Consider the following 17,477-nt stretch of genomic DNA (forward strand, 5'->3'; position numbering starts at 1 on the left):
GCGTCATCCCTTCCGGAAGGTTCAGCAGGCCTTGCCCGCATAATAATAGTGGAACGCGACCCGATAAAGGGTGCGCGCGCCGGTGTCGTCGCTGATCGTGAGATTGCCCGCGGCGCCGATCTTCGTGCTTTGATCGGTCGTCAGCTCGAGCGCGAAGCTGGCGGTGCCGCCGTCGAGCGCTTCGGGGCGGCAGGTGAGTTCGGCGAGCAGGTCGCCGTCCCCGTCCCGGCCGATCTGGTCCATCGAACAATTATTATGGCCGTCGAGATCGAAAAAGGAGACGCCGGGACTGTCGGCATCGGCCGGGCCGATACAGCCCTGCGCGCTGTCGAGCGTCAGCCGGTCGAACAGGGCCTCGGCGGCGTCGGGCTCGATACCGCGGGTCACGAGGCTGTGGCTTTCGAGCTCTCTTAGCCAGCCGCCGGAAAGAACCTTGAACTCATGGGCTTCCTTCTCGCTCCAGAAAAGCCAGCCCAGCCCGATCGCCAGGGCGGCGAGGGCCGCGATGCCGCCGATCCACCACCATCGCCTGCCCGGCGCACGGCGGCGCCGCGGACGGGTCGGCGGGTCCGCCTCGCCGGTGTTCCGGTCGCCCGGCGACTGGCGGTGGATCGTGTCGATCAGTTTCTGGATGGTTTCGTCGCGCTGGTCGAGCCAGTCGATCCACTGATAGCCGCTCAGCCAGTAAGCCAGGCCCTGCACGTCGATATCCTCGAGGCGGACCGGGTAGATGAGTTTCTTGTGGTCGACGCCCAGCGTCAGTTCGCGGCGGACATGTTCGGACTGGTCGGATCGCGCGCAGAACAGCAGCACGATCATGTCGCACGTCCGGACCTGGTCGACGATTGCCGTATCGAACCGCGTGCCCGGCGCGATATCGTCGGGCGCCATCCAGCCCGTGATGCCGTTGCGTTCGAGGATTTCCTTCAGGTGCCGCGCCGTGCGTTCCTGCGAGCTGTGATGGCTGATGAACGCGACCGGGCGCTGCTCGTCCGAGGCGTCGGGCTTGTCGCTCATGTGCCGCTATGCTCCTTTCCCCTCAGTCCCCATAGGGCTGGTCGGGTTAACGCTTTCGCGTCAGTCGCAGGGGCCGATATGGCGTTTCGTCTCCGTGGTGACGAAACGGAATTCCCGGTTGGTCCCGGGCGCGATGGCATATTCGGCCTCGGCGTTGATTTCTTCCCAATCATAAGTGCCGCGCAGCCAGACGCGCATCGGTTCGCCGTTCAGCCAGTCCGGCCGGCATTGGAGCTGCGCGCTGAATTCGCCGCCGGTCATTTCGAGATTGCTCATCTCGCAATTGCCGCTGCCGTCGGGATCGAAGAAATCGTCGCCGGGGCTGCGGGCATCGTCCTCGTAGATGCACTGGGCGACCGCCGCCTCGTCGATCTGACGGATAAAGGCTTGCGTCTCGCTGGCATTGAGCCGCGAATTTTCGAGCGTCCGTTCGAATTCATAGCTGGTCGCCCATTGGCCGGGGCGGACCTTGAACTCCGATTCGCTGCCGCCGACCAGCGCGTTGACGAGCAGGCCCAGCACGATCGCGAGAAAGACCGCGACCGCGCCGATCACGATCCATGTCGCGCGGCTCAAGCCGGCAGCCCCATTGCCGCCGTCCGGCGCGCTGCCGGCAAGCCCCAACGGCGCCGCGTCGCCCGGTCCCGGCTTGGCTGCCGCCGGGGGCGGAGGCGGAGGGGGTGGCGGCTTCGGCGCTTCGGCTTTGGGCGGCGGCGCCTTGTCGGCTTTGCTTGCCGCTTTGGAATCTTCGGCTTTGGCGGTTTCGGATTTCGGCGGCGCAGCGGCGGTTTTGCCGGGCGCAGCCTCGGGGGCCGGTTCCGCCGGTTCCGGGTTCTCGGCGGCCGGTTCTTCGGGTGGCGGTGAAGCGGCGGCCTCGGCGGTGCCGACCTGGCGCTTGATCGTGTCGATCATCTTCTGGATGGTCGCGTCGCGGCGGTCGATCCAGTCGACCCATTGATAGTCGTTCAGCCAATAGGCGAGGCCCTTGGCATCGATATCCTCCAGCCGCACGGGATAGATGAGCTTCTTGTTGTTCTCCGCCATCATCAGCTCGCGCTTCACATGGCGCGACTGATCGGATTTCGAACAGAAGAGCAGCAGGATGAGGTCCGAGCGTTCGACCTGTTCGATGATCGCCTGGTCGAAGGCGACGCCGGGTTCGATATCGTCGGGCGCCATCCAGCCGGTCACGCCGTTGCGTTCCAGCACATTTTTCAGGTGGCGCGCAGTCTTTTCCTGCGAGCTGTGATGGCTGATGAACGCCACCGGACGTCTCGATTCCGGTTTTGCCCCCGTTGCCGCCATCGTGCCGATCCCCCTCGATATTGCCCTACAGGCCCTTGGTAGAGGCGCGCCGCGCCGCGATCAATGCGCCGCGACGCCCCCTCGGGGCGTTATTCGCCGGCTTCGGCCAGGCAGCTTTCGCCGACATGGCGGCCGTTGACCCGGCCCGCCATGTGCATCGGCCCGGCCGGGCTCGAATCGACGTCCATCGTCATCGTCATTTCATAGCTGGTCGGCGTGTAACTGCCTTCCATGCGCATGCTCATCTCGCCGCCCATCCCTTCGGGGCTGCAGGTCGCGGCGATCAGCATATTGCCGCCCGACATGTCGAACTCGCTATAGGTGCAATTGCTCTCGTCATTATTGGCGAACATGTTCGCCTGCGGATTTTCGGCCTCTTCGCGGGTGATGCACGAATTGGAGGTCTGCGCCCGGCCCATCTGCTCGCGCATCACGGCGCGCGCTTCCTCGGGCATTTGCGGCATGTCGAACTCGGTCAGCTGGATGGTCGCTTCCCAGTCGCCCGGGGTGATCGAGATATTGGCCGCCTCGACGGCCGCCTCGGCTTCTTCCTGGCTGATTTCGCCGTCGCCATCGCCGTCGGCGCTGCCGGAAGAGCAGCCCGCCACGAGCGCCAGCGGTGCCGCGAGCAAAAGGAATTTTTTCATTCTCAACCTCTCTTGAAAGCCGTGATTGCGCGCGCCCCTGTTACGCGAGCGCGCGACCCGCTTCAATCGCGATGCCGCCGCGCCGGGCCCTGCCGGCCGCGCAAAGAAAAGCCGCCAGGGCCCCAAGGGGCCAAGGCGGCTTTCCCTATCGATCGGACGCGAAACCCCTAGGCTTCACATTCGCCCGTGCGTTCGCCGCTCATCGTGCCCGACATGTTCATTTCCATCGGGCCGCCTTCGACGGCGACGGACATTTCGGCTTCCATCGTCGTCGCGGTATAGGTGCCTTCGATGGCCATGGTGGCCGTGCCCGGCTGGCCGCCCGGCGCTTCGCAGGTCGCGCTGATGTTGATCACGCCGCCTTCGAAGGTGGAATCGCCAAAGTCGCAATTCTCGCCCATCTCGTTGTTCGAGAACATGCCCTCGAGCGGATTGGCGGCTTCTTCGTCGGTGATGCATTCGGTTTCGGTATTGGCCTGGTCGCCCATCGATTCACGCATCTGGGCCACCATTTCTTCCGGCATGCCCGGCACTTCGATGTCGGTCATCGTCGTCGTCATCGTCCACTCGCCGGCCTGCAGCGAATCGCTGCCGCCGCCCGAACAGGCTCCGAGCAACGCAAGCGGCGCCGCAGCGATCAAAAACTTCTTCATTCTAACTTCCCCTCAGCTTTGAAAAATAGGAAAAATCGACCCGCTGGCGCGGACCTTGGCGGTTCGCGCATCATTGCGCAAGAGCGTTTAGCCCGTGCAGGCGCCGGTTCGTTCGCCGTTCATCTCGGCGGTAAATTCCAGCATCTCCGATCCGTCTTCGATCCGCGCTTCCAGAACCGCTTCCATCGTCGTGCCGCCATAGGCGCCCTCGATCGTCAGCACGCCGCCATCGCCGCAGCTGCCCGAGATGCTGATCATGCCGGCTTCGACGGTCGAACCCGCAAAGTCGCATTCGCCCTCCGCTTCGGCCGGCAGGAACAGCCGGGGCGCCGGATTTTCGGAATCGGCCTGGGTCACGCAAACCGGATCCATGGCGAGCTCGCGGTTGAGTTCGGCGACAAGATCGGCGCTCATCTCGTCCGACAGGCCGGGCGCGGTCGCCTCGGTCACGTTCAGCGTCATTTCCCATTGGCCGGGTTGCATCGTCTCGCTCACGCCGCCGGAACAGCCGGCGAGCATCGCGAAGCCCAGGGGCGCGCCAAGCATATTATGCTTCGTCATATATCCTCCGATCGCAGCCGGAACCAAAGATCGCGCAACCCGAAACGAATTTCTGCCGTCTTGTCGGCGCAAAGGCAAGGCTGCGGCGTTGCGAAACCGGTGCCGGGCAGCCATATCCCTTTCATCATGGCAATCGCGATCCGCACCGGCCTCGAAGAGCCCGAAACCGGCGAGGGCTTCGTTCCGCACCGCCCCGAACGGCCCGAAAAGGCCGAAGGCGGCAAGCGGTTCGAGCTGGTCTCCGACTATGAACCCTCGGGCGACCAGCCGACGGCGATCGCCGAACTCGTCGAAACGGCGCAGGCCGGCGAGAAGGACCAGGTCCTGCTCGGCGTCACCGGATCGGGCAAGACCTTCACCATGGCCAAGGTCGTCGAAGCCCTGCAGCGGCCCGCCCTGGTGCTCGCGCCCAACAAGATTCTCGCCGCGCAATTATACGGGGAATTCAAGAGCTTCTTCCCGAACAATGCGGTCGAATATTTCGTCAGCTATTACGATTATTACCAGCCCGAAGCCTATGTCGCGCGCTCGGACACCTATATCGAGAAGGAAAGCTCGGTAAACGAGGCGATCGACCGGATGCGGCACAGCGCCACGCGCTCGCTGCTCGAACGCGACGATGTGCTGATCGTCGCGTCGGTCTCCTGCCTCTACGGCATCGGCTCGGTCGAAACCTATTCGGCGATGACCTTCGAGATCAGGAAGGGCCAAAGCGTCGACCAGCGCGATATCATCCGCAAGCTCGTCGCGCTCCAGTACAAGCGCAACGATGCCGCCTTCGCGCGCGGCAATTTCCGGGTGCGCGGCGACAATCTGGAAATCTACCCTTCGCATTATGAAGACATGGCCTGGCGCATCTCGATGTTCGGCGACGATATCGAGGAGATCGCCGAATTCGATCCGCTGACCGGCAAGAAGGGCGCGATGCTCGATCGGGTGAAGGTCTATGCCAATTCGCACCATGTGACGCCGGGGCCGACGCTCAAACAGGCGATGGAAGCGATCCGGCGCGAACTCGAAGTGCGGCTGAAGGAGTTGCAGGACGAGGGCAAGCTGCTCGAGGCCCAGCGGCTGGAGCAGCGCACCAATTTCGATCTCGAGATGATCGCCGCGACGGGAAGCTGCGCGGGGATCGAGAATTATTCGCGCTTCCTCACCGGCCGTTTGCCGGGAGAGCCGCCGCCGACGCTGTTTGAGTATCTGCCGGAAAACGCGCTGCTCTTCGTCGACGAAAGCCACCAGACGATCCCGCAGATCGGCGCGATGTCCAAGGGCGATCACCGCCGCAAGCTGACGCTGGCCGAATATGGCTTCCGCCTGCCGAGCTGCATCGACAACCGCCCGCTGCGCTTCAACGAATGGGATGCGATGCGGCCCCAGACGGTCAGCCTGAGCGCCACGCCCGGTCCCTGGGAGATGGAACAGACCGGCGGCGTATTCTCCGAACAGGTCATCCGTCCGACCGGCCTGATCGACCCGCCGGTCATCATCCGCCCGGTCGAGGAACAGGTCGACGATTGCATCAACGAATGCCGCGAAACCGCGAAAAAGGGGTATCGCACGCTGGTTACGACCCTCACCAAGCGGATGGCCGAGGATCTGACCGAATTCATGCACGAAGCCGGGCTCAAGGTCCGCTACATGCACAGCGATGTCGAGACGCTCGAACGGATCGAGCTGATCCGCGATTTGCGGCTCGGCGTCTATGACGTGCTCGTCGGCATCAACCTGCTGCGCGAAGGGCTCGATATTCCCGAATGCGGGCTGGTGTGCATCCTCGATGCCGACAAGGAAGGCTTTCTCCGTTCCGAAACCTCGCTGGTGCAGACGATCGGTCGCGCCGCGCGCAATGTCGAAGGCCGTGTGATCCTCTATGCCGACCGGATGACCGGATCGATGGAGCGCGCGATCGCGGAAACCGACCGGCGCCGCGAAAAGCAGCGCGAATATAATCTGGAGCATGGCATCACGCCGACGACGATCATCCGCAACATCGCCGATATCGTCGCGCACACCGCGTCGAAGGACAGCGTCACGGTCGATACCGGTGACGAGGCGGTCAACAATCTCGTCGGCCATAATCTCCGCGCCCATATCGAAGACCTCGAAAAGCGCATGCAGGCGGCGGCGGCGGATCTGGAGTTCGAGGAGGCCGGCCGGCTGCGCGACGAAATCCGCCGGCTCGAAGCCGAGGAACTGGGCCTGCCAGAGGGCGAGCAGATCGCCCAGCCCAGGGGCCGCGCCACCGAAGGCCGGCCCGGCACCCGCAAGATGCGCTACGGCAAGACGCAGCGGAAGATGCGCTAGCCTTCGCGCCGACGCTTGACCTCCGTCCCGCGCGCTCCATAGTCGCGCCTGCAATTTTCGGGGGAGCACCAGCCGCATGACCATTTTCCGACCGCTCGCCTTGCTGACGGCCTGCGCCCTTTCCGCCCTCGCCGCCCCGGTCGCGATCGCGCAGGATGCCGCCGCCGAGGGCGAAAGCGCCCAGCCCGCGCCGCCCGAACCGCAGGTCCGCACGCGCGACATGTCGGGCACGTTCGGCGGACAGCGGATCAATTATCGGGTGACGATGCAGGAAAATCTGCTCTCCGCCGAAGACGGCACACCCGAAGCCATGGTCGTCACCACCAGCTATGTGCGCACGCCGCGCGATAGCTCGCGCCCGGTCTTCTTCCTGTTCAACGGCGGGCCGGGCTCGGGCTCTGTATGGCTGCAGATGGGCGCCTTCGGGCCGGTGCGCGTCGCCATCCCCTCCGACGCGCGCGACGATGGCGGGCCGCCCTATCCGCTGCTGCCCAATCCCGACAGCCTGCTCGACGTGGCGGATCTCGTCTTCATCGACCCGCCGGGCACCGGCTTCAGCTATCTGCTCGAAGACACCGATCCCGAACGCTATTACGGCCTGACCCAGGATGCCGAGGCGGTGGCGCAGGTGATCCGGCGCTGGCTGAACGAAAACGGGCGCTGGAACAGCCCGAAGTTTCTCGGCGGGGAGAGCTACGGCACCACGCGGACAGCGACCGTCGTCAACCAGCTCGAAGGTTCGACCTACAACGATGTCGGCCTCAACGGGCTGATCCTGATCTCCACCATTCTCGATTTCGCCGCGCGCGAACCGACGCCGGGCAACGAAATGGCCTATGTCGTCACCCTGCCCAGCATGGCGACGGCCGCCTATTATCACGGCCGCGCCCAGGCCCCTTCCGCCGCCGCCATTGCCGAGGAGGCGCGGCGCTTCGCCATCGGTCCCTATATCACCGCGCTGCTGAAGGGCGCCGACCTGCCCGCCGACGAACGTGCCAGCGTACGCGCCGAGCTCTCCCGCCTGACCGGGCTTTCCGAAGCCTATCTCGACCGCGCGGACCTGCGCGTGACGTCGCAGCGCTTCTACAAGGAACTGCTGCGCGACCAGGGGCTGACCGTCGGGCGGCTCGATTCGCGCTATACCGGCACCGATTTCGACGATGCGGGCGAGACTCCCGATAATGATCCGAGCTTTTACGGCATCGACGCCGGCTATACCGCCGCGATCAACAGCTGGACGCGCGAGACGCTCGGCTATGAGACCGACCGCGAATATCAGTCGATCGGCCGGGATCCGGGCCGGCAGTGGGACTGGTCGCTGGGCGACAACGGACGCAACGCCTATCTCAACGTCGCGCCCTATATCGGCCGGGCGATGCGCGAAAATGCCGGCCTGCGCACCTTCGTGGCGCAGGGCTGGTACGATTTCGCCACGCCCTTTTTCGGCGCCGAACTGTCGCTCAACCGCACCGGTATCCCGCAGGACCGGGTGGAGTTCCATTATTACGACGCCGGCCACATGATGTATGTGCGCGACGAGGACCGGCACCGTCTGGCCGAGGATATTCGCGCCTTCATCCGCGCGCGATAGAGAGCCGGTCGATCGCGGGTACCCTCCCTTTTGCTCCCGAAAAATGCTAGGTAAATCCGACTCATAGGGCGCAAGGGGGCACAGGGTGAGCGACGCGGATACCGGCCAGGTCACGGCCAGCGCCGCTGAAATCTACGACACATTCTTCCTGCCCGCGCTGTTCCAGCGCTGGGCGGCGCCGGTCTGCGAGGCCGCCGATATCCGTCCCGGCGATCATGTGCTCGATGTCGCCTGCGGCACCGGCGTGCTCGCGCTGGAGGCCAAGCGGCGCGCCGGCGACGGCGGTATCGTCCGCGGTCTCGACTGCAATGCCGGCATGCTGGCGGTGGCGCGCGGCGCGTCCGCCGACATCGTCTGGGACGAGGGCCGTGCCGAGGCGCTTCCCTTTGCCGACAACAGCCTCGATGCCGTGGTCAGCCAGTTCGGGCTGATGTTCTTCGAAGATCGCGGCCAGGCGCTTGCGGAGATGTGGCGGGTGCTGCGCCCCGGCGGAAGGCTGGCGGCGGCGGTCTGGGCGGGGCTCGAACGGGTGCCCGGCTATATGGCGATGGTCACCCTGCTCGATCGGCTGTTCGGCGCCGAAACCGCCGACGCGCTCTATGCGCCCTATTGTCTGGGCGACGAGAAGGCGCTGGCCCGCCTGTTCGCCGCGGCGGGCATCGCCGATGCGCAGGTGACGCTGCATGGCGGGCCGGCGATTTTCCCCTCGGTCGCCTCCTGGGTGCATACCGATATCCGGGGCTGGACGCTGGCCGATGCGATCGACGACGCGCAGTTCGCAAGGCTGCTGGCCGAGGCCGAGACCGAATTCCGGGATTTCGTCGCCGCCGACGGAACCGTTTCCTTCGCCCATCCGGCGCTGATCGTCACCGCTTCCAAGCCCGGCTAGGCGCGGGCGATGGGCCGATTTTCCGTCGCCCTTGCTTGATCTTGCGGCCCATGCGCCCCATTGATGGCTGTATGGAAATCCGTGGAGAAATGATCGTGCGCCCGCTTGTCCTTTTGGCCCTGACCGGGCTTGCGCTGACGGCCTGTGCGCGAACCGAAACCCCCGACGAGGCGCACAGCGCGGCGCTTGCGGCGCAGGAAGACTATGACCGGACCGCCGCCGACGCGCGCGGCAGCGGCGAGGACGATATCCTCGACGCCGGTTCCTCGCCCGGGCAGATCGACACCAGCGGTTCGGCGGCGCTGACGCCGGGCGAATGGACGGTGGTGACCGTCGACGGCGAGCGCATGGCCCGGTTCGGCGAAGAGGGCGAGGCGCCGCGCATCACCATCGCCTGCGAAATCGGCGGCGGTATCGATGTCCGGCTCGTCGGCATGGCGCCGCAGGGCGGATCGGAAACCGTCTATATCAGCACGCCCGAGGGGGGATCGACCTTCACCGCGTCCAATACGATCGGCGACCGGGTCGAGGCCTATATCTCGGTTCCGGCGGCGGCGCCGTTCATCGGCCGCTTGATCGCCGCCAACGGGCCCTACAGCGTCCGCCTTGGCGGCTCGGCGCGGATAACCTTCCCCGCCTCCGATGTGCTCACCAGCGTCGTGAGTTCCTGCGATCGCCGCGACACCGCCGTCACCGCAACCGAAGCCGGCACTGTGGTTCCCGCCGCCGGGGAGGAGGAATGATGCTCCGGCCGCTGCTCGCCCTATTGGCCGGGACGGCCGGAAGTTTCGTCGCCCTGTCCGCCTGTTCGGCGCAGGTGCCGTCGGCCGACGCTCCGGAGGCCGAAAGCGCGCCGGGCTGGCAGGATGCGCCGCTGGCCGCCGGAACCTGGGTGTATCGGCAGGACGATCGCGGTTCGGTGGCGCTGTTCGGCGAACCGGAGAGCGAAGCCGTGTTCCTCGTCCGCTGCGCGCTGGCCGAGCGACGCATCTATTTCTCGCGCGAAGGCACGCTCGAAGGCGGGGGGACGATGACGATCAGCACCACGCACGGCGCGAAAAGCTATCCGGCGCAGGGCGGCACCGGCGCCTTGCCCTATGCCGTGGCGGCCGCCGAAGCGCGCGACGATTTTCTCGACAAGATGGCCTTCACCCGCGGCCGCATCGCGGTGTCTGTAAACGGTATGCCGCTGGTCGCCATACCCAACTGGCCCGAGATGATCCGGGTGTTCGAGGATTGCCGCGCCTGAGCGATGCGCCGGCCGTGGATGCCGTAAAATTGTAACATTGCCGTGCAATGCGGCGCTCTTTCGCAATGCCCGAAGGGAGCGACGAGGAATGACCAAGCGTATCTGGAGCGCGTTGCCGCTCGCCCTGGCCCTGGTGGCCTGCGGCGGGGGCGAAGAGGCGGTTACCGAACCGGCGGCGCTGGAGCTGACGCCCGGCAGCTGGGCCGCGAACGACGAGCAGGCGAGCTTCGCCGATCTCGAGGGCAATCTCCTCGCGACCTTTCGCTGCGACACGGCCAGCGCCGAGCTGATCCTCGAAGCCCCGGGCGATTTTCCCGACGGCGCCCGCCCGGCGATGCTGTTGCGGGCGGGGGACTTCATGCACGGGGTCGATCCGGTCGAAGTTCGTGGCGACGCATCGGGGCCGATAAAGGTGGCGCGGCTCCCCTCGGGCGGGCCGATTTCGCGCACATTGATGACGACGAATGCGCCGATGACCATCGAAACCGAGAGCGCGCCGGCGGTGATGCTGGAGAATGGCGAAGCGCTTCAGGGCTTCCTGGAACGTTGCGCTAACGAAACAGGCCAGGAAACAAGCGCGATTGCGCGGGCCGGCGCGTCATCCGAAGGCGGTGAATAAAAAACGCCGCCTGTTTCAGGCAGCGAGCGGATGAGAATCGCTCAAAAAAAAATGAAAAACAAGCCTTGTTCGCGACTCGCGGTTGATTCAATGATTCGCCTTGAGTTCAACAGCGCGAAAGGAGGTGATCCGATGTCTCATGGTTCAGCAAGGGGGTCGGTTCAGCCGTTTCGGGAGGCGCGGGGCTAGCACCCGCCAAGGTCTTCCGGGCCGGACTCCGGCCGCTGACCATGTAAGAGGCCGCCGGGCATTGCCCCGGCGGCCTTTTTCATAGGAGCCGGCGCAACGATTTCGCCGCGGCGAAATTCTGACCCGGAATCCCGTTAGCCCCGCCTTCGGAACGGATAGGCGAGTAGCCCGCCGAAGCCCAAATCATGTTCGCCCTCCACGCCGATCGCCATGCCGATCGTGCGCGGCCTTGGATTGGCCGATCGGAACAGCCGGTCCCATAGCGAGAGTATCGCGCAATAATTGCTGTCGGTATCGGCGCGCCGATTGTGGTGATGCCGCCAATGGATGGCCGGCGTCACGATCAGGTGCGAAAGCGCGCGTTCGAACCGTTCCGGAAGCCGGATGTTCGAATGGTGGAAGACGGCGTTGGCGGTCAGGATCGCCTCGAACAGCAGCAAGGTCGCCGGGCCGATGCCGAGGATCAGGGCGGGGACCAGCCGCGCCGCCGCCGAGATCAGGATTTCGCCGAGATGGAAGCGAAAGGCGGAGCTCGCATCGAGATGCTCGTCGAGATGATGCGGGGCGTGGAAGCGCCAGAGCAGCGGGATTTCGTGATAGGCGCGGTGCATTCCGTAGGTCCAGATATCGAGCGCCAGCAGCTGGACGATCAGCGCTCCGGCCGCGCCGAGCGCCGCGAGCGGCACCAGCGGCTCGATCCCCGATGCGATCCGCCCGGTCAGGATCAGCAGCAGCGGCGCGGTCGTCAGCGCGATCACCCCGAGGCCGAAATTGCGTGCGATCCGGCGGCAATTGCCCGGAGGCGTCCTTTCCGCTGCGAACAGCCGTTCGAGCAGGAAGACGAGCGCGATCCAGAGGGCGAGCGCTATGGTCGGGGCAGAGCCGGTGAGGATGCCGTTCATGCGCCGCGGAAGCGCCGCGCGATCCGTGCCTGCCAGAGCATGAGCAGCGGTACGACGCCCAGCTCCATCGCCAGGCCGAAGCGATGGCCCGCGCCCGGCCAGCCATATTGCGCGGCCGACAGCGCCCGGGCGAGCCCGCCCGCGACCACCATCGCCCCGAGCAGGCGGAACAGGGCGGTCTTGCGTTCCACCCCCGGGATGCAGCTTGCAAAGGCGAGGCCCATGACCAGAAAGATGCCCGAAAGATAGCGGAAATGGCTGTCCAGATCGCGCGCCGGCGGATTGTCGACGCCCGAAAGTATCGCCGGGCCGGCGATCACGCTCGCCGCGCCCATCAGGATCGGCACCAGGCAGGCGAAGGCGATGGCCGTCTGCAAAACGCGCTTTTCGCCGTCCCGCGTCATTGGCGGCTGCGCGGACCGATCAGGTCGGTCCGGACATGGATCGCCTTGTTGGCGAGCCGCACCTCGTAGAGGAAGAGGATCAGCCCGGTTACCAGCAGCGCCATCACCGCGACGAAGGCGATAGCGATCGAGACCCCGAAATCGACGGCGGCGAAGCGCGTGACGAACAGGCTCGCGACCACGAGGCAGACGCCGATCATCGCCGCGGTTCCGAAAAAGACGGACCAGTTGACGATCGTCATCCGCCGGTCGAGCAGGCGCAATTCCTCGACACAGGCCGCGTCTTCGGGGCGCGGTACGGCGGGAATGCGCTCGGCGAGCTCGCGGGCCCGGTCGATAACCCGGGCGAGGCGGCCGGCGGCGAGCACGAGGAACTGCCCGATGCCGACCAGCAGGAAGGCCGGCGCAAGCGCGAGATCGATCAGCACGGCGATGTCCGCGGGCATCTGGTTCATGGCCGCTACCCTTCCCGCACCGGGCCGGGTGGGTCAAGCATTTGCAAAATGTCGGCAAAAGCGATGGGTGCGGCAGGATTTCTTATGGTGCGGGCACTGGCGCTCGCGCGCGCTTTCGCCCATGGGACTGCGACAATGACTGATACTCAAGGGGCAACCGGGCCTTCCGAGCAGCTCGGCTTTCGTGAATTCGTGGCGATGATGGCGGCAATGATGGCGCTGATCGCGCTCGCCATCGATGCCATGCTGCCCGCGCTTCCCGATATCGGCCAATCGCTTGCGGTGACCGACGACAATGAGCGGCAATGGATCATCGCCATCTTCATGATGGGCTTCGGCGTGACCCAGCTCATCTATGGCACGCTGTCCGATCGTTTCGGCCGCAAACGGGTGCTGTTGACGGGCGTGGCGCTCTATATCGTCTTTTCGGTGGTGTGCGCGCTGGCGCCGACCTTCGAGCTGCTGCTCATCTCGCGCTTCCTGGCGGGCGCCGCGCTCGCCGTCAGCCGGGTGCTCGTCATCTCGATCGTCAGGGACTGTTTTGTCGGCCGCCACATGGCCCGCGTCATGAGCCTCGTTTTCATCGTCTTCATGGGCGCGCCGGTGCTGGCGCCGGCGATCGGGCAGATCATCCTTTTCTTTGCGCCGTGGCGCTGGATTTTCGGGATGCTCGCCATTGCCGGCTCGGCCGTGTTCGTCTGGGTCGCGTTGCGGCTCCCCGAAACGCTGGCCGTCGAAGACCGACTGCCGCTCAGCTTCGCCCGCGTCGCGCAGAACTGGAAGCGTGCGCTCACCGAGCGCTATTCGCTCGGCTATACGCTGGGCTTCACCATGTTCCAGGGCGCGCTGGTCGGCTTCATCACGTCGGCCCAGCAGATCTTTTTCGAAGTGTTCGATGCCGAGCTGCTCTTCACCCCGGTCTTCGCGATGGTCGCCGGGGCGATGGCGCTCGCCAACTGGCAGAATTCGCGGCTGGTGATTCGGCTCGGTACGCGCTTCCTCGCCCATTGGGCGCTGATCGGCTTTATCGGTTTCGCGGCTATCCACCTCGCCTTTGCGATGAGCGGCTATGAGACGATCTACAGCTTCGCCATCCTGCAGGCGTTGACTATGGGATGTTTCGGCCTTGCCAGCTCCAATTTCGGCGCGATGGCGATGAACAATATGGGCCATATCGCCGGCAGCGCCGCTTCGGTGCAGGGCTTCGTCGCCACCGTATTCGGCTCGTTGATCGGGATTTCCATCGGCCAGAGCTATGACGGCACCACCGTGCCGATGATCGGCGGATTCCTGACCTGCGGCCTGCTGGCGCTGGCGATCGTCTTCTTCACCGAGAAGGGCAAATTGTTCGGCGACACTGTGGACCCCGATCTCGGCTAGGGCGTTCCGCCGGTTAACGGATATTAACGCGTGCAAAACCGGAAATCACGGATGCGGCAATTCGGCTTGCCGGATTGCTGCGCCGCAACATATGATTGGCACACATAACAAACAGGGGATCCTAGAGGCATTCGACATAGGGAGATGACTTATGAGAATGCTATTTTCCGCCATCGTCGCTTCGACGATCCTGATGAGCGCCCCGTCCCACGCCGAACCCGGCGAGCACAGCTTCGAATATGACGGCGTTTCCTACACATATACCGAAACCGTGGACGGCGATCGGACGATCCTGCGCGGCACGGCGTCTCCAGGCGGCTCGTTCCGCCTGATTATCGAGGATGGAATCGTCAGGGGCTATTCCGGTGTCGGACGCGTCCATTTTTCGGTCGCCGAAGCCTATGCGATGGCCGGTGCCGATCTCGTCGAGCTAGCATCGACCGACGATTGAGCCATGTCCGCATGGCCGCCGCCTTCCTGTAGCGGCCATGCGGGCCTGCTCCCGATAGCCGTGCCCTAGCTCGCTGGCGTTTGAGCGCCGGTGCTTCTATCGCTTCGCCCATGGGGGGCCTGCTACTCATCGTCCTGCCGGCGATCGCGTTCGTCACCGCGCTGATTTCGGGCATATTCGGCATGGCGGGCGGGCTCGTCCTGATGGGCGCGCTCGCGCTGATCGTCCCGGTCAGCGCCGCCTTCGTCACCCATGGCCTGATCCAGATGGTTTCGAACGGCTGGCGGGCCTGGCTCAATCGCGGCGATATCGTCTGGCCGATCATCGGCTGGTATGCGCTCGCCTCGCTGATCGCCGGGCTCGTTTTCGGCTTTGTCGCATGGGTGCCGTCGCGCCCCGCGGTGTTCATCGGCCTCGGGCTTGTCGGCCTATCGGTCTGGCTGCCGGCCAAACGCTTCCGGCTCGACGCGCAAAAGCCGCTTCACGCCTTCGCGTCCGGCCTGCTCGTGACCGCGACCAATCTGCTCGCCGGCGTCGCCGGGCCGCTGCTCGATATCTTTTTCGTGCGCACCGAACTCACCCGCCACCAGATCGTCGCGACCAAGGCCTTCACCCAGGTGTTCGCCCATCTCGCCAAGGTGCTGGTCTACGGCCTGCCGCTGCTCTTCGCCTCGATGGCCTCGGAAGTCCCCTGGCTTGCCATCGCCCTAGCGATTCCGCTCACCATGGCCGGAACGCGCGCCGGCAAGGCGGTGCTGGACCGGATGAGCGACCGTCATTTCCTGGCATGGACGCGCTGGATCGTCAGCGCGATCGGCGCCGTCTATCTGGTTCGCGGCCTGATGGTGCTGACGGCCGGCTAGAGCGCGTGGACAAGCCCGCGCGAGAGCAGTCGGCGGATCAGGTCGATACCGTCTTCCTCGCTGATTTCCGGCAGGTCGGCGCGAACAAAGGCGTCGCCCGATAGCGCGCGATCGAAGGCCGGGCGTTTCGAACCGATAAATTCGCTCGCGCCGCCGCGGGTGACGACCGCGAACTCGCCGCTCTCCTCGTCCTCGATGATCCGGTAGAGGCCGTTCTCGGCGGCCTGGTAGCGCTGATCCTCGGCGATCCGCTCCGATGCATATCTGATGATCCCGGCCATGTCGGGAACGCGCGATTTGAGATAATCCTCGGCGATCACGTCCAGCGGTTCGTCGATCTCGGCCTTGGCGGCAAGTTCTTCGACGAAGGCGCGGAACTGCGCCCTGGCCGGCTCGCGGTCGAAATCGCGATTGGCATAGCCCGGCGGCAGCGCGCGGCGCAGCCCTTCGGTTTCCAGCGCCGCCTTCGATATCGCTTCCAGCACGACATCGGCCCAGGTCTTGGTGACGAGGCCAAGCGTGATGTGCAGGGACGCCTCGTCGTCATGCGCCTGGGCGTCGTGCATCATGCCGCGCGGAATATAGACGGTGTCGCCGGCGCGCAGCACGAACTCTTCCTCCGGCTCGCCGATTTCGTGGACGCCGGGCTCGAAACCCTCGCCGCGAAACGGCTTGCCGACCGGTTCGTCGTAAAGCCGCCAGCTCTTTGCGCCCGATACCTGCATCACGAACACGTCGTGATTGTCATAATGCGTGCGGAAGCCCTTGGCGCCGGGCGGCGTCAGATAGACATTGGTCTGCATCGAGGCGCTGAACACGGTTTCGAGCGCGCGCACGAAATCGCCAAGCGGCTTGTGGTGCGAATGGAGGTGCGGCGCGATGATCGTCGCCTTGTCCTGATAGAGGCGCAGCAGTGCGCTGCGGTCGATCTGGTCGTTTTCCAGCGTGAAGGCGTCGCGGCGGATCTGCGGTTCGGCCCGGGTCGCGTCGATCATGCCGGCGAACAGGATATTGCCGGCGATGAAATCGTCGAGCGTCGAGACCGAGACGAGATCGTCGAACCGTCCCGGCTCGCCGCGCGAAATGACGTGCCAGCGTTCCTCGAAAATCTCGGTGAAAAACTGGCTGGGATCGACCGGGTCGAGCACGCGCTTGAGCGCGGCCAGGCATTCGGCGGGCAGGTTCTGGGTCGGGTCGTATTTGTGCATGATCTCGATATCCGTGGGGCGATGCAGCGCCATTCTGGCCGCGTGGCGGTTGCCCCTGTCTTGACCTGAAACACATAGCGCCGGGATTTTTAAGGCCCGGCGCTAGATGACAGATAGTGCAGGCGGCCTAGTTGCCGCGGCCCCGCCCGGCCGGATCGGCGCTCGGCCCGGTATCGGAATCGGTAATGCCGCTGCCGCCGCCGCGCCCGCCATTGACGGGGTCGGCGCTCGGGCCGCTATCGCTGTCGGTGACGCCGGTATAGGCGCCCCGGCCCTGGCCGACGGGATCGGCGCTCGCGCCGGTATCGTTGTCGGTCACGCCGCGGCTGGTGGCGGATCCGCCCCGGCCGTTGCCGACCGGATCGGCGCTGGTGCCGGTGTCGCTGTCGGTGATGCCGCTGCGATTGCCGCCCCGGCCCTGGCCGACGGGATCGGCGCTGGCGCCGGTGTCGCTGTCGGTAACGCCATTGCGGCTGCCGGTCGTCCGGCTGCCGTTGCTCGGGCCGCCGCGGCCATTGCCGGCGGCGTCGGCGCTGGCGCCGGTGTCGCTGTCGGTCAGCCCGCTCGGCGTGCTCGATCCCGAAGTGCTGCTGCCCTCGGTGCTGCCTTCGGTTTCGGGCGCATCGTCGCCCGGATCGGTGCCCGGCGTATCGGTATCCTCACCGCCGCCCAGGCCCAGCTGGTCGCAGGCGCCGGTTACGACCGCCATCGCCCCGATGCTCACCGTCGCGCCGACGCGCCCCAGAAACGATCGTCTGTTGAATTTGGAAGACATGCCCTCTTTCCT

At 65.4% G+C, this 17,477-nt stretch carries 19 protein-coding genes; 9 read left to right on the forward strand and 10 right to left on the reverse strand.

From position 1 onward, the window contains the following. Positions 1–21: 21 nt before the first annotated feature. The 5 genes from H6P80_RS02410 to H6P80_RS02430 form a co-directional block, all read right to left on the reverse strand. Positions 22–1,017, reverse strand: coding sequence for a toll/interleukin-1 receptor domain-containing protein (locus H6P80_RS02410; protein WP_185799747.1), 996 nt, complete (start codon positions 1,015–1,017; stop codon positions 22–24). 60 nt (positions 1,018–1,077) lie between these two features. After that, positions 1,078–2,283: a TIR domain-containing protein gene (locus H6P80_RS02415; RefSeq protein ID WP_185799748.1), complete on the reverse strand. Its 1,206-nt coding sequence runs from the start codon at positions 2,281–2,283 to the stop codon at positions 1,078–1,080. Positions 2,284–2,411: 128 nt separating this feature from the next. Further along, positions 2,412–2,969, reverse strand: coding sequence for a DUF3617 domain-containing protein (locus tag H6P80_RS02420; RefSeq protein WP_185799749.1), 558 nt, complete (start codon positions 2,967–2,969; stop codon positions 2,412–2,414). Between the two features lie 167 nt (positions 2,970–3,136). Next, positions 3,137–3,622 (reverse strand): DUF3617 domain-containing protein, encoded by a 486-nt coding sequence (locus H6P80_RS02425; protein ID WP_185799750.1) that lies wholly within the window; start codon positions 3,620–3,622, stop codon positions 3,137–3,139. 87 nt (positions 3,623–3,709) lie between these two features. Further along, complete coding sequence (locus H6P80_RS02430) at positions 3,710–4,183, reverse strand: DUF3617 domain-containing protein (RefSeq protein WP_185799751.1); 474 nt, start codon at positions 4,181–4,183, stop codon at positions 3,710–3,712. A gap of 126 nt (positions 4,184–4,309) precedes the next feature. Here H6P80_RS02430 and uvrB point away from each other — a divergent pair, with 126 nt between their 5' ends. From uvrB to H6P80_RS02460, 6 genes are all read left to right on the forward strand, one after another. Next, on the forward strand, positions 4,310–6,490 hold the full coding sequence (gene uvrB, locus H6P80_RS02435) for an excinuclease ABC subunit UvrB (protein WP_185799752.1): 2,181 nt from the start codon (positions 4,310–4,312) through the stop codon (positions 6,488–6,490). 76 nt (positions 6,491–6,566) lie between these two features. Next, a complete protein-coding gene (locus H6P80_RS02440; RefSeq protein ID WP_185799753.1) occupies positions 6,567–8,081 on the forward strand; it encodes a S10 family peptidase in 1,515 nt (504 codons plus the stop codon). Positions 8,082–8,166: 85 nt separating this feature from the next. After that, the gene (locus H6P80_RS02445) at positions 8,167–8,970 is read left to right on the forward strand and encodes a methyltransferase domain-containing protein (RefSeq protein ID WP_185799754.1); all 804 of its coding nucleotides are present in this window, start codon (positions 8,167–8,169) and stop codon (positions 8,968–8,970) included. A gap of 95 nt (positions 8,971–9,065) precedes the next feature. Beyond that, on the forward strand, positions 9,066–9,713 hold the full coding sequence (locus H6P80_RS02450) for a hypothetical protein (RefSeq protein WP_185799755.1): 648 nt from the start codon (positions 9,066–9,068) through the stop codon (positions 9,711–9,713). Next, the gene (locus tag H6P80_RS02455; RefSeq protein ID WP_185799756.1) at positions 9,710–10,219 is read left to right on the forward strand and encodes a hypothetical protein; all 510 of its coding nucleotides are present in this window, start codon (positions 9,710–9,712) and stop codon (positions 10,217–10,219) included. Before H6P80_RS02450 ends, H6P80_RS02455 begins: the two co-directional genes overlap by 4 nt. A gap of 88 nt (positions 10,220–10,307) precedes the next feature. Then, entirely contained in the window at positions 10,308–10,838 is a 531-nt protein-coding gene (locus H6P80_RS02460) for a hypothetical protein (RefSeq protein ID WP_185799757.1), read from the forward strand. Between the two features lie 323 nt (positions 10,839–11,161). Here H6P80_RS02460 and H6P80_RS02465 read toward each other — a convergent pair whose 3' ends face one another. From H6P80_RS02465 to H6P80_RS02475, 3 genes are read right to left on the reverse strand one after another with little or no spacing between them, the layout of a single operon-like run. Beyond that, positions 11,162–11,929 carry a sterol desaturase family protein gene (locus tag H6P80_RS02465; protein WP_185799758.1) on the reverse strand — a complete coding sequence of 256 codons (768 nt, stop codon included), beginning with the start codon at positions 11,927–11,929 and terminating at the stop codon, positions 11,162–11,164. Then, entirely contained in the window at positions 11,926–12,333 is a 408-nt protein-coding gene (locus H6P80_RS02470; RefSeq protein WP_185799759.1) for a DUF4345 domain-containing protein, read from the reverse strand. The genes H6P80_RS02465 and H6P80_RS02470 overlap by 4 nt, the downstream gene beginning before the upstream one ends. Then, positions 12,330–12,788 carry a DUF2721 domain-containing protein gene (locus H6P80_RS02475; RefSeq protein WP_235973694.1) on the reverse strand — a complete coding sequence of 153 codons (459 nt, stop codon included), beginning with the start codon at positions 12,786–12,788 and terminating at the stop codon, positions 12,330–12,332. Before H6P80_RS02475 ends, H6P80_RS02470 begins: the two co-directional genes overlap by 4 nt. 135 nt (positions 12,789–12,923) lie before the next feature. On the opposite strand from H6P80_RS02475, the gene H6P80_RS02480 reads away from it, so the two are divergent. The 3 genes from H6P80_RS02480 (at position 12,924) to H6P80_RS02490 (ending at position 15,482) form a co-directional block, all read left to right on the forward strand. Further along, positions 12,924–14,168, forward strand: coding sequence for a multidrug effflux MFS transporter (locus H6P80_RS02480; RefSeq protein WP_185799760.1), 1,245 nt, complete (start codon positions 12,924–12,926; stop codon positions 14,166–14,168). 151 nt (positions 14,169–14,319) lie between these two features. After that, complete coding sequence (locus H6P80_RS02485; RefSeq protein WP_185799761.1) at positions 14,320–14,619, forward strand: hypothetical protein; 300 nt, start codon at positions 14,320–14,322, stop codon at positions 14,617–14,619. A 110-nt stretch (positions 14,620–14,729) separates the two neighbouring features. Next, positions 14,730–15,482: a sulfite exporter TauE/SafE family protein gene (locus H6P80_RS02490; protein ID WP_185799762.1), complete on the forward strand. Its 753-nt coding sequence runs from the start codon at positions 14,730–14,732 to the stop codon at positions 15,480–15,482. Here the strand turns inward: H6P80_RS02490 and H6P80_RS02495 are convergent. Together H6P80_RS02495 and H6P80_RS02500 are read right to left on the reverse strand one after the other, a co-directional pair. Further along, on the reverse strand, positions 15,479–16,723 hold the full coding sequence (locus tag H6P80_RS02495; RefSeq protein ID WP_185799763.1) for a cupin domain-containing protein: 1,245 nt from the start codon (positions 16,721–16,723) through the stop codon (positions 15,479–15,481). The genes H6P80_RS02490 and H6P80_RS02495 overlap by 4 nt on opposite strands. 94 nt (positions 16,724–16,817) lie before the next feature. Further along, positions 16,818–17,465: a hypothetical protein gene (locus H6P80_RS02500; RefSeq protein ID WP_185799764.1), complete on the reverse strand. Its 648-nt coding sequence runs from the start codon at positions 17,463–17,465 to the stop codon at positions 16,818–16,820. Between the last annotated feature and the right edge of the window lie 12 nt (positions 17,466–17,477).

The sequence above is a fragment of the Parasphingopyxis marina genome, assembly GCF_014237875.1.
Taxonomy (GTDB): Bacteria; Pseudomonadota; Alphaproteobacteria; order Sphingomonadales; family Sphingomonadaceae; genus Parasphingopyxis; species Parasphingopyxis marina.

What these genes read in the sequence shown, in the direction of transcription:
- H6P80_RS02485 (WP_185799761.1), top strand. Translation starts at nt 14,320, where the DNA reads ATGAGAATGCTATTTTCCGCCATCGTCGCTTCGACGATCCTGATGAGC.
- H6P80_RS02420 (WP_185799749.1), bottom strand. Translation starts at nt 2,969, where the DNA reads ATGAAAAAATTCCTTTTGCTCGCGGCACCGCTGGCGCTCGTGGCGGGC.
- H6P80_RS02425 (WP_185799750.1), bottom strand. Translation starts at nt 3,622, where the DNA reads ATGAAGAAGTTTTTGATCGCTGCGGCGCCGCTTGCGTTGCTCGGAGCC.
- H6P80_RS02475 (WP_235973694.1), bottom strand. Translation starts at nt 12,788, where the DNA reads ATGAACCAGATGCCCGCGGACATCGCCGTGCTGATCGATCTCGCGCTT.
- H6P80_RS02490 (WP_185799762.1), top strand. Translation starts at nt 14,730, where the DNA reads ATGGGGGGCCTGCTACTCATCGTCCTGCCGGCGATCGCGTTCGTCACC.
- H6P80_RS02440 (WP_185799753.1), top strand. Translation starts at nt 6,567, where the DNA reads ATGACCATTTTCCGACCGCTCGCCTTGCTGACGGCCTGCGCCCTTTCC.
- H6P80_RS02465 (WP_185799758.1), bottom strand. Translation starts at nt 11,929, where the DNA reads ATGAACGGCATCCTCACCGGCTCTGCCCCGACCATAGCGCTCGCCCTC.
- H6P80_RS02470 (WP_185799759.1), bottom strand. Translation starts at nt 12,333, where the DNA reads ATGACGCGGGACGGCGAAAAGCGCGTTTTGCAGACGGCCATCGCCTTC.
- H6P80_RS02455 (WP_185799756.1), top strand. Translation starts at nt 9,710, where the DNA reads ATGATGCTCCGGCCGCTGCTCGCCCTATTGGCCGGGACGGCCGGAAGT.
- H6P80_RS02410 (WP_185799747.1), bottom strand. Translation starts at nt 1,017, where the DNA reads ATGAGCGACAAGCCCGACGCCTCGGACGAGCAGCGCCCGGTCGCGTTC.
- H6P80_RS02500 (WP_185799764.1), bottom strand. Translation starts at nt 17,465, where the DNA reads ATGTCTTCCAAATTCAACAGACGATCGTTTCTGGGGCGCGTCGGCGCG.
- H6P80_RS02430 (WP_185799751.1), bottom strand. Translation starts at nt 4,183, where the DNA reads ATGACGAAGCATAATATGCTTGGCGCGCCCCTGGGCTTCGCGATGCTC.
- uvrB (WP_185799752.1), top strand. Translation starts at nt 4,310, where the DNA reads ATGGCAATCGCGATCCGCACCGGCCTCGAAGAGCCCGAAACCGGCGAG.
- H6P80_RS02480 (WP_185799760.1), top strand. Translation starts at nt 12,924, where the DNA reads ATGACTGATACTCAAGGGGCAACCGGGCCTTCCGAGCAGCTCGGCTTT.
- H6P80_RS02495 (WP_185799763.1), bottom strand. Translation starts at nt 16,723, where the DNA reads ATGGCGCTGCATCGCCCCACGGATATCGAGATCATGCACAAATACGAC.
- H6P80_RS02460 (WP_185799757.1), top strand. Translation starts at nt 10,308, where the DNA reads ATGACCAAGCGTATCTGGAGCGCGTTGCCGCTCGCCCTGGCCCTGGTG.